This window comes from Streptomyces sp. JLBG701, assembly GCF_058544905.1.
Genome location: NZ_CM178588.1, coordinates 1,088,841 through 1,103,313 on the forward strand (window position 1 = coordinate 1,088,841; position 14,473 = coordinate 1,103,313).

At 67.5% G+C, this 14,473-nt stretch carries 15 protein-coding genes; 12 read left to right on the forward strand and 3 right to left on the reverse strand.

All coding sequences use genetic code 11. The features are described from left to right. Positions 1–218: 218 nt before the first annotated feature. Positions 219–500, forward strand: a complete 282-nt coding sequence (locus AC5DRG_RS05015; protein ID WP_491808332.1) for a ferredoxin — start codon at positions 219–221, stop codon at positions 498–500. Positions 501–558: 58 nt separating this feature from the next. Continuing rightward, positions 559–1,998 carry an aromatic ring-hydroxylating oxygenase subunit alpha gene (locus tag AC5DRG_RS05020; RefSeq protein WP_491808334.1) on the forward strand — a complete coding sequence of 480 codons (1,440 nt, stop codon included), beginning with the start codon at positions 559–561 and terminating at the stop codon, positions 1,996–1,998. A 46-nt stretch (positions 1,999–2,044) separates the two neighbouring features. Here AC5DRG_RS05020 and AC5DRG_RS05025 read toward each other — a convergent pair whose 3' ends face one another. Further along, entirely contained in the window at positions 2,045–2,515 is a 471-nt protein-coding gene (locus AC5DRG_RS05025; protein WP_491808336.1) for a cupin domain-containing protein, read from the reverse strand. A gap of 142 nt (positions 2,516–2,657) precedes the next feature. Here AC5DRG_RS05025 and AC5DRG_RS05030 point away from each other — a divergent pair, with 142 nt between their 5' ends. Then, positions 2,658–3,119 (forward strand): cupin domain-containing protein, encoded by a 462-nt coding sequence (locus AC5DRG_RS05030; RefSeq protein ID WP_491808337.1) that lies wholly within the window; start codon positions 2,658–2,660, stop codon positions 3,117–3,119. Between the two features lie 62 nt (positions 3,120–3,181). Here the strand turns inward: AC5DRG_RS05030 and AC5DRG_RS05035 are convergent, their stop codons facing one another. Then, complete coding sequence (locus AC5DRG_RS05035; RefSeq protein ID WP_491808338.1) at positions 3,182–4,036, reverse strand: IclR family transcriptional regulator; 855 nt, start codon at positions 4,034–4,036, stop codon at positions 3,182–3,184. A 268-nt stretch (positions 4,037–4,304) separates the two neighbouring features. Between AC5DRG_RS05035 and AC5DRG_RS05040 the strand changes: the two genes are divergently transcribed. The 7 genes from AC5DRG_RS05040 (at position 4,305) to AC5DRG_RS05070 (ending at position 11,168) form a co-directional block, all read left to right on the forward strand. After that, positions 4,305–5,006: a PaaI family thioesterase gene (locus tag AC5DRG_RS05040; RefSeq protein ID WP_491808339.1), complete on the forward strand. Its 702-nt coding sequence runs from the start codon at positions 4,305–4,307 to the stop codon at positions 5,004–5,006. Positions 5,007–5,153: 147 nt separating this feature from the next. After that, complete coding sequence (locus AC5DRG_RS05045; RefSeq protein WP_491808340.1) at positions 5,154–5,585, forward strand: FAS1-like dehydratase domain-containing protein; 432 nt, start codon at positions 5,154–5,156, stop codon at positions 5,583–5,585. Then, positions 5,582–5,986, forward strand: a complete 405-nt coding sequence (locus AC5DRG_RS05050) for a MaoC/PaaZ C-terminal domain-containing protein (protein WP_491808341.1) — start codon at positions 5,582–5,584, stop codon at positions 5,984–5,986. Before AC5DRG_RS05045 ends, AC5DRG_RS05050 begins: the two co-directional genes overlap by 4 nt. A gap of 49 nt (positions 5,987–6,035) precedes the next feature. After that, positions 6,036–6,890, forward strand: a complete 855-nt coding sequence (locus AC5DRG_RS05055) for an SDR family oxidoreductase (RefSeq protein ID WP_491808342.1) — start codon at positions 6,036–6,038, stop codon at positions 6,888–6,890. A 33-nt stretch (positions 6,891–6,923) separates the two neighbouring features. Further along, positions 6,924–9,401 (forward strand): CaiB/BaiF CoA transferase family protein, encoded by a 2,478-nt coding sequence (locus tag AC5DRG_RS05060; protein ID WP_491808344.1) that lies wholly within the window; start codon positions 6,924–6,926, stop codon positions 9,399–9,401. A gap of 41 nt (positions 9,402–9,442) precedes the next feature. Next, positions 9,443–10,447, forward strand: a complete 1,005-nt coding sequence (locus AC5DRG_RS05065; protein ID WP_491808346.1) for a DUF2889 domain-containing protein — start codon at positions 9,443–9,445, stop codon at positions 10,445–10,447. Between the two features lie 40 nt (positions 10,448–10,487). Next, positions 10,488–11,168 (forward strand): TetR/AcrR family transcriptional regulator, encoded by a 681-nt coding sequence (locus AC5DRG_RS05070; protein ID WP_491808348.1) that lies wholly within the window; start codon positions 10,488–10,490, stop codon positions 11,166–11,168. On the opposite strand, the gene AC5DRG_RS05075 is transcribed toward AC5DRG_RS05070, so the two are convergent. Then, positions 11,152–12,537 carry an acyl-CoA dehydrogenase family protein gene (locus tag AC5DRG_RS05075; protein ID WP_491808350.1) on the reverse strand — a complete coding sequence of 462 codons (1,386 nt, stop codon included), beginning with the start codon at positions 12,535–12,537 and terminating at the stop codon, positions 11,152–11,154. The genes AC5DRG_RS05070 and AC5DRG_RS05075 overlap by 17 nt on opposite strands. A gap of 106 nt (positions 12,538–12,643) precedes the next feature. Here AC5DRG_RS05075 and AC5DRG_RS05080 point away from each other — a divergent pair, with 106 nt between their 5' ends. After that, on the forward strand, positions 12,644–13,672 hold the full coding sequence (locus tag AC5DRG_RS05080) for a phosphotransferase family protein (RefSeq protein WP_491808352.1): 1,029 nt from the start codon (positions 12,644–12,646) through the stop codon (positions 13,670–13,672). Beyond that, complete coding sequence (locus tag AC5DRG_RS05085) at positions 13,669–14,433, forward strand: enoyl-CoA hydratase (RefSeq protein WP_491808354.1); 765 nt, start codon at positions 13,669–13,671, stop codon at positions 14,431–14,433. Before AC5DRG_RS05080 ends, AC5DRG_RS05085 begins: the two co-directional genes overlap by 4 nt. Positions 14,434–14,473 lie beyond the last annotated feature (40 nt).

Below are 14,473 nucleotides of genomic sequence, written 5' to 3' on the forward strand. Positions count from 1 at the left end.
GCGGCATCAGCAGCGGATGGCCGGTTGAGTGTATGGCGCGCCCGCGCCGGGCCGTCGGCTCCGGTCCCGTCTGATGGAACGGCCGGTGGACGGCCTGGGACGCCGCGTGGAGAGTCGTGTTCAGCGCCACTGCGATGACGGACGAAGGGCGATGACCTGTGGATGTCCGCACGTCGTGAAGCGCTCGGAGCTTTCTGTGGACGAGGAGGGCGAGGCTCGTGAGCGATGAGGTACGGGTGTGGATCGATCAGAAACTGTGCACCGGTGACGGTCTGTGCACCCAGTACGCGCCCGAGGTCTTCGAGTTCGGCGGCGATGGGCTGGCCTACGTCAAGGCCGACGCCGACGGGGAGCTGCTGATGTCGGAAGGGTCGCAGGCCGACGTGGAGGAGCGGCTGCGCTTGGACGTCATCGACGCCGCCGACGAGTGCCCGGGCAACTGCATCCACGTGGTGCGGCGCGCCGACGGGACCGAGGTCGCCGGCCCCGACGCGGGCTGACATCACCTTGTGCGCGCCCGGAGCCGTGCGCGTACGACGAGTCGAGGAGTGATTTTTGGTGTCTGTGGAAATCGAGCCCCGGTTGGCCCGTCCCGTTCCTTGGTTCGAGGGCGATGTCCCCGCCGAGAAAGTCCCGGAGAAGTACCGGCTTTCCCGTGCGTTCGTGCCCAAGGGCCGGTACCTGGACTCCGAGTTCCTCAAGTTGGAGCTGGAGAAGGTGTTCACGCGGGCGTGGCTCATGGCCTGCCGCGTCGAGGAATTGCCGGGTGTCGGATGTTTCGTCGAGTACGAGATCGGCGGTCATTCGATCCTGATCGTGCGGGAGGCCAAGGACTCGATCCGCGCCTATTTCAACGCGTGCCGGCATCGCGGTACCCGCCTCGCGCGGGGACGGGGTCGCGTCGGCTCGCTCATCTGCCCGTTCCACGGGTGGCGTTGGAACCTGGACGGCTCGATCAGGCTGGTGCTCGACCGTGAGGAGTTCGTGCCCCGCTCGGACGACGACCTGGGCCTGGTCCAGGTACGGGTGGAGCAGTGGGGCGGGTTCGTGTTCATCAACATGGACCCCGACGCAAAGCCGCTCCTGGAGTACCTCGACCCGATCCCGAGGATCTTCGCACCGTTCCAGTTCGAGCACATGCGGTACCGGTGGTTCAAGAGCGTGCTGCTGCCGTGCAACTGGAAGACCGCGCTGGACGGATTCCTTGAGGCGTACCACGTGGCGGGGACCCATCCGCAGCTCTACCGCTTCGACAAGTCGAACACGAACATCGCCTCGATGAAGGAACTCGAGTCACGGATCTGGGCGCCCACGACCGTGTACGAGCGGCATGCGCACTACTCGAGCGTCGGCCAGAAGAAGGACATGAATCCCGACAACGCCGCCAAGGACCCGACCAACCGGGGCACGGGAGGCGTGACCGACGAGCGGCTCAGCGTCGCGCTGAGCGTGCAGTACATCGCCGACGACATGCGCGGCCTGGAGAACGAGCGGAGCTGGCGTGCCGCCGAGGCGCTCAAGACCGCGGACGTGCCGGAGGGGATGACCGCCGGTCAGTACTTCCTCCAGCTGTACCGGGAACTGTCGCTCGCCGAGGGCTACGACTGGCCGGTCATCACCCCCGAGCAGTGGGCGGAGGCCGGTACGGCGTGGAACGTGTTCCCGAACACGATCCTGCTGCCCAATCAGGGGTCGGTGTTCGGCTACCGGGCGCGCCCCAACGGCCTGGACCCGGACAGCTGCCTCTTCGAGATCTTCAGCCTGGACCAGGTTCCCGTCGCCGACTACGACAAGAAGAGGGACTTCCAGCCCGAGTTCTTCGAGGACTTCCGCGAAGCCGACCTCGGCGAGATCTTCACCCAGGATCTGATGAACGCCAAGGAAGTCACGGTCGGCATGCACTCTCCGAGCTTCGACGGCCACCGGCTCAGCGAAGAGCAGGAGATGACCATCTACAACCACCACCGTGTCGCCGACCGGTTCCTCTGGACGGACTGATCCGGGGTCCCGGCCCTCAGGGGCCGGGACACGAACCCGGCGGTGACTACAGTCGGACCCAGCCGACGTCGTGCCAGTACGTCTCGAGTTCGGTCACCGGCTTCGGCCAGGTCTCGATGTAGGTGACGCCCGCGGGTCCGGCCGTCATCGTGTACGGCGTGCCGGCACGGCTGAGGAAGAAGTCCCCCGGCCCCACCCGCACGGTCTGCGGCTCGCCCGCCTCGTAGTGCTCGATGTGGTACTCGCCCGCGAAGACGAAGAGCATCTCGTCCACGTTGTGGTGGTGACGGGGCACCGTGAAGTTCGGGCGCACGCGCAGCGGGTTGCGATTGAAGCGCGGCATGTCGATCGGCTTGGTGGTCACCCACATCGCCCCGTCGAATGTCGCCCGGAAGTCCACCGGTGCGTCGCGCAGCGAACCACCGTCGTTCCAGAAGTAGTTCGGATGCCTCTGCTGATCCAGGTCCATCGGGACCCAGTCCGCGTCCTCCACCAGATCACCGAAAGTAAGAGTCACGCCGCGACCGTACGCGCGGCCGTCCGTCATGTCGTCGGCCCGTTCCGCTCATCGGGATGTACTTGCCCTCCGACCACCGCGCCCGTTCCGGCCACCGGGATGTACCGATGACACGCCCCGCCTCGTTCCACAGAATCGGGGCATGGGAATCGAGTTCTTCAGTCTGCTGTCCGACGAGGGCTGGATCGAATTGCCGGTCGATCAAGCCGCTCCCACGTACTTGTGGCATGGAGGTGGTCTCCTCGCTGACGCCCCGGTCGACATGCAGAAGACCTTCGAGGGCAACATGTGGCTCTCGACCAAGGTCGATGGTTCGTTCAATCTGAACGGGCTCCGGTGCGCCCCGAACTTCTCGGTGCCCCGCCACCACCACAACCTCGACGAGTTGATCATCGTGTTCGGCGGCCGGTTCCACGTCGCCTGGGGCAAGGACGGGGAGGAGGGGAGCCGGACCGTCGGTCCGGGCGAATTCTGGATCAGCACAGCCGGAACCCCCTACATCATGACGGCCGGCCCCGAGGGCGTCACCTACATCGAGACCTGGCCCGAACCGATGGAGAAGCTCCTGACGTACTGGCACGACGCGGGCTGGGTCCATCGCTGACCAGCAGTCTGTCGGCAGTCGAGCTTTGCCCGGGAGACGCCGCAGTCGAGGAGAAGCGGCCGCTACATCCAGCCGCTCGCGCTCCCGACCCTGAAGCTCGCGTTCCAGATCGTGGCAGCCGTGCTGCGCACGGCCTCGGACGCCATACGCCAACGCATCCGGCCGGCCGGGCTGGTGACCGAAACCGCCCCGATAGCGCGCCCCGCGCTACGGATCGGGGCGGCGACGCAGGCGAGTTCCTCGTACGCCTCGCTACGGTCGAACGCCACGCCGACCTTACGAATCTGGTCGAGCTCGGTCCACAGGGCGAAGGGTTCCGTGATCGTGTTCGCCGTCCTTCTCGGCATCTGCGCGGAGACCACCGCGCGCATGGCTTCGCCGTCGAACGCTGTCATCGCCTTGCCCAGCGCGGTGCAGTAGGCGGGCTGGCGTCCGCCGCGTCGGGTCGGCAACCGGATCGGGCCCACCACGATACGTTCGAGATACACGACCTCGGTCCGGTCGAGGATGCCGAGTTGCACGGACATTCCGGTCTTGGCCGCGAGGGCTTGCAGGTGCGGGAACGCGGCTTCCTGGAGCCGGTTTCCCTCGACAGCCAGGCCCCCCAGTTCGAACAGCCGCATACCGACGCGGTATCCGCCCGGATCACGTTCCAACCACCCGACCTGGCACAGTTGGTCGGCCAGGCGATGCACGGTCGACTTCGGCAGCCCCGTGCACTCACCGAGGTCACCGAGACCGAGCACCTGCTGACCGCCGTTGAAGGCCTCCATGATCGAGGCGACCCTTCCGAGGACGGTACGTTCCGGACAGCGCCGGTCGCCGGCTTCTTCGTCATGGCGGTCATGGCGGTCATGGCGGTTCGGCATCGCCGCGATGCATTCGCCCAGAGGGTCGATGATCGATTCCACAGGCATGGCCGACGCACCCAGTGCCGAGCTCGTAAACACGACCGCCACCCTCCTATTCAGGGCACTAAACTCCTCCCCGAATCACATCTCTACGGAGAATTATGCCCGATATTTTCGCATCTGACCTATAATCAGTAGCCTCTAATCAGAGTCACACCCGCGAATCCGCCTGTCAACCGTTCGTAACACCTCGGCGAGATCGAACCCCGCTCACGCCTCTTCGCAGTGAGCCGACCCGAGTGCGAGCGAACCCACGAACAAGGAGTGAAGGATCATGACAAGCGGTGAGGGCGCACTTGAGGAGAAGCCGCTCGGCAGCAAACGGTCCGACGACCCGGCGCTCGGGCTGGACACCGCCGAGCCGGAGCGGATCCCGCAGGTCGAATCATGGACCCGGTCGACGGGACCGGGCGGCGAGCCCGGAGACGGGTACGGCGAAATGATCGCCCGCCTGCGCACCTTCTTGGACCATGTCGCCGCCGCGCGGCCGGACACCGGGACGGTGGCCGCACTGGCGCATGACCTCGGCGCCTGGTGCGAGCGGCTCTCGGACGCGGCGGTTCCCGAGCGCGAGCAGGTCTTCGGGCACCGGGACGACGTGCTGGGCCGTGGCCAGACGATGGCACCGGCTTTCCGGGTCCACGAGGCCGATCGCTTCAGTGTCCGTGGCACGGTCCGCTTCGGCCGCTACTTCCTGGGCGGGAACGGAGCGGTCCATGGTGGCGCCATCCCGCTTCTCTTCGACGAGGTCCTGGGTCGGCTGTCGGGCTCGGCCGGCCGCAGCCGGGCCCGCACCGCCTACCTGCACACCGACTTCCGGTCGGTCACCCCGATCGGAGTAGAACTCGACGTACACGGCTGGTTCGTGAGCGAGGAAGGCCGAAAGCGCGTGCTCAGGGCCGAGATTCGTCACGGTGACGTGCTCTGCGCCGAAGCGGAGGGGCTCTTCGTAGTCCTGAATCCCGGTCAGCCCTGACTTCTGGGGCACTGCTCGAAACCACCGCGCGTCCGCCGTCCAACACCAAAAGATAATGATCAACTCTTAGAAAGTATTGACGGTCGGATCCGTCAGCGAAATAGTGCGATGCGAAGACCTCCTGCGGATCAACTGTGAGGAGCAGGTATGGCGATCATGCCCATCGAGTGGGGCAAGGTACGGGAGTACGCCAACGCGACAGCGGCGGCTCGCCCCGCCTACCTCGACAACTCGAACGCTCCGATTCCGCCGACCTTCCTGGCAACGGTGATCTATTGGAGCCGCATCGGGGAGACAGTGCGCGCGCCCGAAGTGGCGGAGGCGTGCGCAACGGTCGGGATCGAGCCCGATGTGCGGAATCTGCTCTCACTGGAGCAGGAGTACTTCTTCCATGGCCCCATACCGCGGGCAGGCGAAACGCTGCACAACTCCGAACGCCTGTATGACGTTCGGATCAAGCGGGGCCGCCAGGGACCGATGGTGCTGGTCCGTTTCCTGGTCTCCTTCCACGACGACCAGGGACTCCTGCGCGCCGAGTGCCGGTACACGTCCGCCTACGTGCGCAAGGAGGCGTCGTGATCGAGCTCGCACAGGGTGCCCGTCTTCCGGAGCGCACGTTCGGGCCGGTCACGATGACCGACATCGTGCGCTACCAGGGCGCGAGCGGTGACATGAACCCGATGCACCACGACGACGACCTCGCCCGGTCCGTCGGGTATCCCGCGGCCTTCAGTGCGGGGATGCTCGGTGCCGGCTGGCTCGCCGCTTACTGCACCGACCACTTCGGGGAGGAGAGCGTACGGCGCTTTCGCACGCGCTTCACGCAGGTGGTGTACCGCGGGGACCGGCTGATCGCATCGGCCGAGGTCGTGCGGCTGTTCGAGCACGACAACGAGCGACGCCTGGAGCTCGTGATCCAGCTGCGCAAGGACGACGGTGTGCTCGTGGTCGACGGCTCCGCCGAGTTCGCGCTGACGTGACGAACGCCAGGCGATCGGGCCGGCGTCGGTTCCGGAGAAAGGGGACGTCATGGTCTCTGGCCGTGAGGTGAGGACCGGGACGAGCGAACGTCCCGATCTGCCCGTCGCGTTGGTGATCGGCGGGGGCGGCATAGGAATGTCGGCGGCACGGCGTCTGGGCCAGTCCCACCGGCTCGTGCTGGCCAGCCTGTCGGCCGCCAGGAACCCGGCTCGGGAGGCCGCGCTGCGCGAGGACGGGATCGACGCGGTGGTGACGCGGTGCGACATCACGGAACCCGCCTCGGTTGCGGAACTCGGCGAACTGGTCGCGGCACGGGGACGGCTGCGGACAGTCGCACACGTCGCGGCACTGTCCCCGTCGATGGACGACTGGCGCACCCTGCTCAGGGTGAACCTCGTCGGGGCGAGGCTGGTCGAGCGAATGAGTCTCGGCCTGGCCGCGCCGGGCACGGCCGCGGTCTTCGTGTCCTCCTCCGCCGGGCACCTTGCCGAACCGCCGAGTCCGGAGATCACCGCCGTGCTCGACGACCCGCTGGTACCGGACTTCGTCGAGCGACTGGAGTCACTGGTCGCGGAGCAGACGCCTCTCCAGGCCTACCGGCTCACCAAGTTCGCGATGCTCCGCATGTGCAGGAGGCGTGCGGCGGCATGGGGAGAGAAGGGCGCCCGCATCGTCTCGATGTCGCCGGGCCCGATCGACACCCCGATGGGTGCCCTGGAGTCCGCCGGGCCCAACCGCGAATTGAAGCTGAGCATGCTGCGCCGGTCGCCCCTCGGCCGCGAGGGCACGATGGTCGAGACCGCCGACGCCATCGAGTTCCTCGCCTCCGACCGAGCGTCGTACATCACCGGGACGGATCTGCTGGTCGACGGCGGCATTCTCGCGACGACCCGGTTCAACTGACGGCATATGGGTTCCCGTCCAAGGGAGATGAGAATGACGGACCAGAACGACGACCTCGGCGAAGGCCCGCTCCACGGCATCGTCGTCGTCGATCTCTCGACGACACTGCCCGGCGCTCAGGCCACGCAGTTCCTCGCGGACGCGGGAGCGGACGTCATTCTGGTCGAGCCGCCCGGGGGAAGCCCGTTGCGCGGGAATCCGGGCTGGCCCGGCTTGCTGCGCGGGAAGCGGAGCATCGCCCTCGACCTGCACGACGACGCCGATCGCGCGACGTTGGAAGGCCTTCTCACCAGGGCCGACGTCGCCGTCACCACGATGCGCCCGGCCGCCGCGGAGCGACTCGGCTTCACTGCCGAGCAGTTGGCGGCTCGGTACCCACGACTGGTCGCGGCTCTCATCACCGGATGGGGAACCCGCGGACCATGGTCCGACCGCAAGGGCTACGAGGCGCTGATCATGGCCAAGAGCGGCGTTCTCCACTCCAAGCACCAACTCACCGCAGGACCGGATCCCGCCTACGTCACCACTCCTTACGCGTCGTTCGCGGCAGCGCAGGCAGCGGTCCAGGGCATCCTTGCCGCGCTGCTCGAACGGGAGGAGAGCGGCCTGGGCCAGGTGGTGGAGTCCGATCTGGTGACCGGGGTCGGAGCGTACGACCCGTACAACTGGTTCCACGAGCTGGTGCTCAGCCGCTTTCCGGAGGCGTTCCAGCCGACGGGTGCGGCCTACGACGACCAGGGGCGGCCGCAGACCAAGCTGCAGTACGCGATGCTCATCGCCGCGACGGCGGACGGCACTTGGCTGCAGTTCGCGCAGACGGCGCCGCGGCTCATGCAGGCCTGGCTGGACGAGCTCGGCCTGAGCTCCGAGCTCGCCGATCCGAAGTGGGAAGGCTTTCCGATGCTTCCGACGCCCGAGCTCCGGTTCGAGTGGTGGAACAAGATGATCTCGAAGGTCGGGAAGCGGACGCTGCGGGAGTGGGAAGAGACGTTCGCCGGCAATCCGGATGTCTTCGGCGAGCAGTTCCGTTCACCGGACGAGGCGCTCGACCATCCCCAGCTGGTGCACGAGGGCCGCGTGGCCGTGGTCGACGATCCGGACCTCGGCCCGGTACGCCAGCCGTCGACCCTGGTCCACGCGGCCGGACGTCCGCTCACCAGGATCCGGCGCGCCCCTCGCCTCGGCGAGCACACCCGGGAGCTGCGACAACTGGCGGCCGGCGAGCCGCCGGTGAAGGATCCGAGCGGAAGTCCCCTGAACGCCGGGGAACCGCACGGCCACTCGGGGCTCCCCCTCGCCGGTGTGACGGTCCTCGAACTCGGCCTGATGTACGCGGGACCGTACGGCGCCACTCTCCTCGCCGACCTCGGTGCGCGGGTCATCAAGGTCGAGCCTCTCGAAGGCGACCTGATCCGCGGCATCATGGCGTTCCCCGAGGCGGGTGGCGCGAAGGCGCTCCAGGGGAAGGAGAGCATCGCCGTGGACCTCCGGGCCCCCGAAGGGCTGGAGATCCTGCGCGAGTTGGTCAAGCAGGTCGACGTGGTGCTCCAGTGCTACCGGGCGGGCGCCGCCGCCCGGATCGGCGCCGACGAGACCTCGCTGAAGTCGCTCAACCCGGATCTGGTCTACGTGAACGCCCCCGGTTACGGGATCGACGGCCCGTACGGATCCAAGCCCGCCTACGCACCGTCCATCGGCGCGGCATCGGGAGTCTCCGTGACCGACGCGCAGGTGGTCGGCCGCCCCGCGGAGAATCGCGACCAGCTGCTGGATCAGGCCCGCAAACTGTACGCCGGCGGAACGGTCCCGGCGGTCCAGGCCGACGGGATGGCCGCCCTCGGCGTGGGCTCGACCCTGCTCCTCGGGATCTACGCGAAGCGTCGCGGGATCGAACTGACCGACATCGTCGCCACGATGCTCGGCACGGGCACCCAGGCACTGATCGCCCACAACACCAGCTATGAGGGACGTCCCGCGCATCCTCGTGTCGACGCCGACTTCCGAGGTCTCAGTGCTCTCTACCGGATGTATGCCGCATCCGACGGCTGGCTGTTCCTCGCCGCGCCGGCGCAACGGGACTGGGCCGCGCTGACCACTGGTCTCGGCGACCCCGGCGACCTGGCCGACGAGCGGTTCGCCACGGGCCGGGCGCGTGCCGCCAACAACGACGCGCTCGCGGACGTACTCACCAAGATCTTCGCCACCCGGACGAAGGCCGAGTGGGAGGCCGAGCTCACGGCGAAGGACGTCGGCTGCGTCGCGGTCACCCAGACACCGGCGGAACGGCACATGCAGAGCGACGAGTTCTACGACGCGGGCTACGCCGTCGACGCGTACAGCCCGATCTTCGACGAGCACCGTCGCCTCGCCCCGCTCAACCGCTTCTCCCGGTCGACGACCAAGGCGGAGGGGGGCTGCACCCTGGGCCGGCACACCGACGCCCTGTTGCGCGCGATCGGATACGACGAAGCCCGCATCGCCGGTCTCCGCGACGCGGGAGTCGTGCGTTGACGTCACGTGACGGTCCGACGCGAGGGGTGATGGGGCTCGACGTGCCGACGGGACTGACGCCCGGCGGACCGGGGACCTCGGCTCCCGCTCGTCGTCCGGGTTCGATACGGCGCACCAGCACGATCGACGCCACCTGGCCCGACGGGATGGGAGGCGAGACGATCCTCGACGGCCGTGCGCGTGATCTGGTGACGTCGGCGGACGGAACCGCCTCGGTCGTCGCCGAAGCTCGGATGCGGGTCGTCCTCGATCCCCGGCGGCTGATCGCGGAGATCTCCACGGCACCCGAACGCCCCCTGCTCGACGGCCTCGTCGGTCACTCCGGAATGAGCGGGCATCGCGCGCGGCTGGCCGAGGTGGCGGCAGCGGACGTCTCCGCCGCGACGCCGCTCCATCTGCTGCTCGACGACCTTCCCGGTGCCACGCTGGTGTCCGGATCGGCGTTCCGACCGTGGTACGGCATGGAGCGCTACCTGGCGGGCAAGGAGGAGGTCCGACGCAGAGTCATGACCGGCGTGTGCACCGGATATCAGGAGGGATCGAGCGCGCTGGCGCCCGACGGCACACTTCGGTGGGAGCAACACCGGGGGCGTGCCGTGGGCATCGACGATGTCGACGACGACCGGGCCTGGCACGAGGTCGTCGACCACCACGAGGTCTCCATGCGCCGGGCCCGGCGCCTGGACCTGTGGACGAGTGGTTCCACGGTCCAGGTCGACGCTTTCTTCCAGGACTCCTCGACCCTCCCGGAGGGAGGCCGACAGTCGATCCACGAATACGCCCTGACCGCGGAAGCCGATGCGGCCGGCTTCGTCCTGCAGTCGGTCGAGCCGGTCCCCCGGGTGCTTCCCTACCGCGAGTGCCCGCTCGCCGTTCCGAACACGACTCACCTCATCGGTCGCCCGCTCGGAGAACTTCGTCCGATGGTCCTCAGCGTGCTGGCCGGCGTCGCCGGCTGCACCCACCTCAACGACATGCTGCGTGCTCTCGCCGACGCACCGGCCCTGGCCTCGGCGCTCGGAGCCTTCGCCGGCCGGGGACGGTGACGGACGGTAGGAGGCCGACGCACGCCGTAGGATTCACGGCATGGGGACGGCCAACGACGACAGCGGCGCCGAGGCGGGCAGCCATATCGACCGCCGGCGTAGCAAGGCCCGGAAACGTCCCAGCGAGACGTATCTGCGCAGGCGGGCAGAGCTTGAGTTCGCGGCGACAACGGTGATGCGTCGCAAGGGGTTTCACGACATGACACTGCGCGACGTCGCCGAGGAGCTCGGGGCGGATCGCGCCAGCATCTACTACTACGTCGCGGGCAAGGAAGAGCTGCTCGCGGACATGGTGCACCGCGCTCTCATCGAGAGCGACGAGGACCTCACGAAGGTGTCGCAGTCCGAGCAGTCACCGGCTGACAAGCTGCGGGCCGGAATCAGTGTGCTGATGAGGCACTACGACCGCCACTTCCCCTACCTCTACATCTGGGTGCACGAGGACCTGTCCCGGTTCGAGGGCATCAAGCAGAGCGATCTGGATCCGATCATTGATCTGTCCCAGCGCCAGTTCGAGTTCATCGAGGGTTTCGTCCAGGAAGCGGTCGCTTCCGGCGAGTTCACGACCAGGCTTCCCGTAGGGATCGTCGCGCAGTCGATCGTCGGTCTTGTCGCGTGGACCTTCCGCTGGTACGAACCCGGTCGCACGCTCTCGGCCCAGGATCTCGCCGATGGCCTGGCGGACATCGCGCTCTCCGGACTGGTCACCCGGTCGGCGTGATCGACGGCGGCCGCCAAGGCGGGGACACGGGAACCACATCGACAGTGCCTCGGCTCTCCTCGAACGTGACCCCCACCTGGTCGAGGACGGGCCGCAACTGGTCCGCGGCCCACGCCTTCCGCTCGAAGAGCACCTCGGTCGGAAAGTTCCCTTTCGCAGGCTGATAGTCGCGCAACAACGCCCGCGCCACCGAGGAGAGGTGCAGTTCGGTGACCCCGTCGGCCATACCCTCATGCAGGGCGAGAGCCATGTACTGGCCGAACCGCATCACGTTGGACACGCCGATGGAACCGTGCAGGTGAACGGCGCGGACGGTGACGTCCTGCGCGATCTTGGCCATGGCCGCCTTCACGGCGGAGATCATCTTGCGGCCTTCGCGACCGTGTTCGGCGCGCTGGTCGAACATCCACGCGGTATACAGAACGAGGAGCCGAAATTGCTGATACTCAATGAAGCTCCGTGCGAGGTCATGCTGAACGGCCTGCTTCTGCGCGATCACCTCGCCGTACGACTCTCGGCTGAGAGCGCGCTCCCCCATGAGATCGAGCATGTGCTTGACGTGGCCCACGGTGCGCTGGGCATGGTGCAGTCGCCCACCGCCAAGCCGTGACTGCGCGACCTTGAAGCCCTCCCCCACCGGGCCGAGGCGCGCGGTGTCCGGTACGCGCACTGCGTTGAAGCGGAGCCAAGGGTGCCCACCGCTACCGGGGTTGTCCCCCCAGAGTCCGATGTTGCGCACCACCTCGAACCCGGGCGCGTCGGTGGGAACGATGAACATGGTCGCGCGACCGTGCGGCGGCGCCCCCGGATCCGTCACGCACATGACGATCATGAAGGCGGCGTGGTTGGCATTGGAGGCAAACCACTTCTCGCCCGTGATGACCCAGTCGTCACCGTCACGAACGGCCCGCGTCCGGAAGTTGGTCGGATCAGAGCCACCCTGCGGTTCGGTCATCGCGTAACAGGAGAAGACTTCGTTGGCCAGCAGGGGCTCCAGATAGGTCTTCTTCTGCTCGTCGGTGCCGAACATGGCGAGGATCTCGGAGTTGCCGCTGTCGGGCCCCTGGCACCCGAAGACGACCGGCCCGAACGCCGAGCCCCCGAAGTGCTCGTTGATGTAGGTGAGTTTGACGGCCCCGAACCCCTGCCCGCCCAGATGCGGCGGGAGGTGAGCCGCCCACAGCCCCTGCGCCTTCACCTCGTCCTGCAGATGCCTGACGACCTTGCGCAGGGCCCGGTTGTCGACGTCGTAGGCAGCGTCGATGTCGTAGTCGTAGACGTACTCCAGTGGGCGGATGCGGTTCTCCACGAAGTCCGACATCCAGTCCAGCTTCTGCTGGAACTCCGCATCGATCGAGAAGTCGACCATGTCTTCCTTCCGTCGTTGCCAACCCACTTTGAATGAGGATACTCTTCTCGTCAACGCCGCGTTGATAGAATCCGTTACGTCCATCACGTCGGAGGTTCCCGGGGTCATGACCGTCGATGAGCTCGACCATGAGCACCTCGCCGCCTGGCTGGTCGAGCGGTCCCTTGTGGACCGGCCCGAGGCACTGGTCGTCGATCCGATCAATGGCGGCAACCAGAACATCGTGGCGAGGCTGGGGGGCGGGGCGCAGCGGATGATCCTGCGGCGCCCGCCGCGAGTCGTCCCGGACGGCCGCAATGGCGCGATGGAACGCGAGTTCCGGCTGCTGACCGCGCTCGAGGGCACCGATGTCCCGCACGCCACACCGTTGGCCATCTGCACCGACCACGACGTTCTCGGCGCCACGTTCTACGTGATGTCCGAGGTCGAGGGCTGGTCCCCGGCGGCCTCGATGTCCTGGCCGGAACCCTTCGCGGCCGAGCACGGCGTCGCCCCTCGCCGACAGCTCGCATACGAACTCGTCCGTGGTCTCGCGACCCTCTCGGCGGTCGACTGGCAGGCACGCGGGCTCACGGGTTTCGGTAAACCGGACGGCTTCCACGAGCGGCAGGTCGATCGCTGGACCGCGCACTGGGACAGGTTCCGCTTCCGCGACATCCCCGGCCTTGCCGAAGCGGGCGGGTGGCTGCGCGAAAACATCCCCTCCCAGTGGGCACCCGGCATCATGCACGGCGACTACTCGTTCCTCAACGTCATGTTCCGGCACGGCCCCGAGCCGGCACTCGCCGCCATCGTCGACTGGGAGATGGCGACCGTGGGTGATCCCGTCCTCGATCTCGCCTGGCTGATGAGGCAGTGGCCGGCACGCGTCGAGGACGTCCACAGCAGGTACGTCGACTACACGGGGATGCCGCTCAGAGACGAGATGGTCGACATATACCGCGAGTTGACCGGGAACCCGCTCGACCATTACCGGTACTACGAAGTGCTCGCGAATTTCAAACTCGCCATCGTCCTCGAAGGCGGCTACGCCCGCTTCCTGAAGGGTGAGGTCACCAATCCGAAGGTCGCGCACTACAACGACTCGATCCTCGAGGCGGGACGAGTCGCAGCGGAACTGGTCGCCGAAGCGTGAGCGAGACGGTGCTCATCGCGGACGTCGGTTCGGTCCGCATCCTCACGATGAATCGACCCAAGGCGCGCAACGCGCTCGGTGGCGAGTTGATAAGCGCCCTGTACACAGGGCTGGTCGACTCGGACGCCGATCCCGAAGTGCGAGCGGTGGTGCTGACCGGCGTCGACCCCGCGTTCTGCGCCGGCGTGGATCTCAAGCAGGCCGCTCGCGAAAGGGAGGCCTACTTCCGCCGGCATCGCGAGGAACCATGCGTCCAGCAGGTGGCGCGGATGACGACTCCGATCATCGGCGCGATCAACGGCGCGACGTTCACAGGCGGATTGGAGATCGCGCTCGGGTGTGACTTCCTGGTCGCCTCCGAGCGTGCGGTCTTCGCGGACACGCATGCCCGTGTCGGAGTGCTGCCCGGCGGCGGGATGACCGCACGCCTGCCGGGTGTCGTCGGGCAGGCGTGGGCGCGACGCATGTCGTTCACCGGAGAGGTGATCGGCGCGGCCGAAGCCCTGCGCATCGGGCTGGTCACCGAAGTCGTCGCGCACGAGGCGCTTCTCGACCGTGCGATCGAGCTCGCCACTGCCGTCGGCGAGGTGCCGCACGAGACGATGCGCACGCTGAAGCGCATGTACCGAGAGGGCGGCGAGCCCACGATCGGGGCGGCGCTCGCGGTCGAGCGGACGATCTCCGAGACCCATCGGCCGGACCTCGGCCTGCTGGAGGACCGGCGCCGCGCGGTGACGGCCCGGAACCGGGATCAACTGTAGGGCCGGGGCTGCCCCTGCTCGTTCGGCCCACATCGGAAAG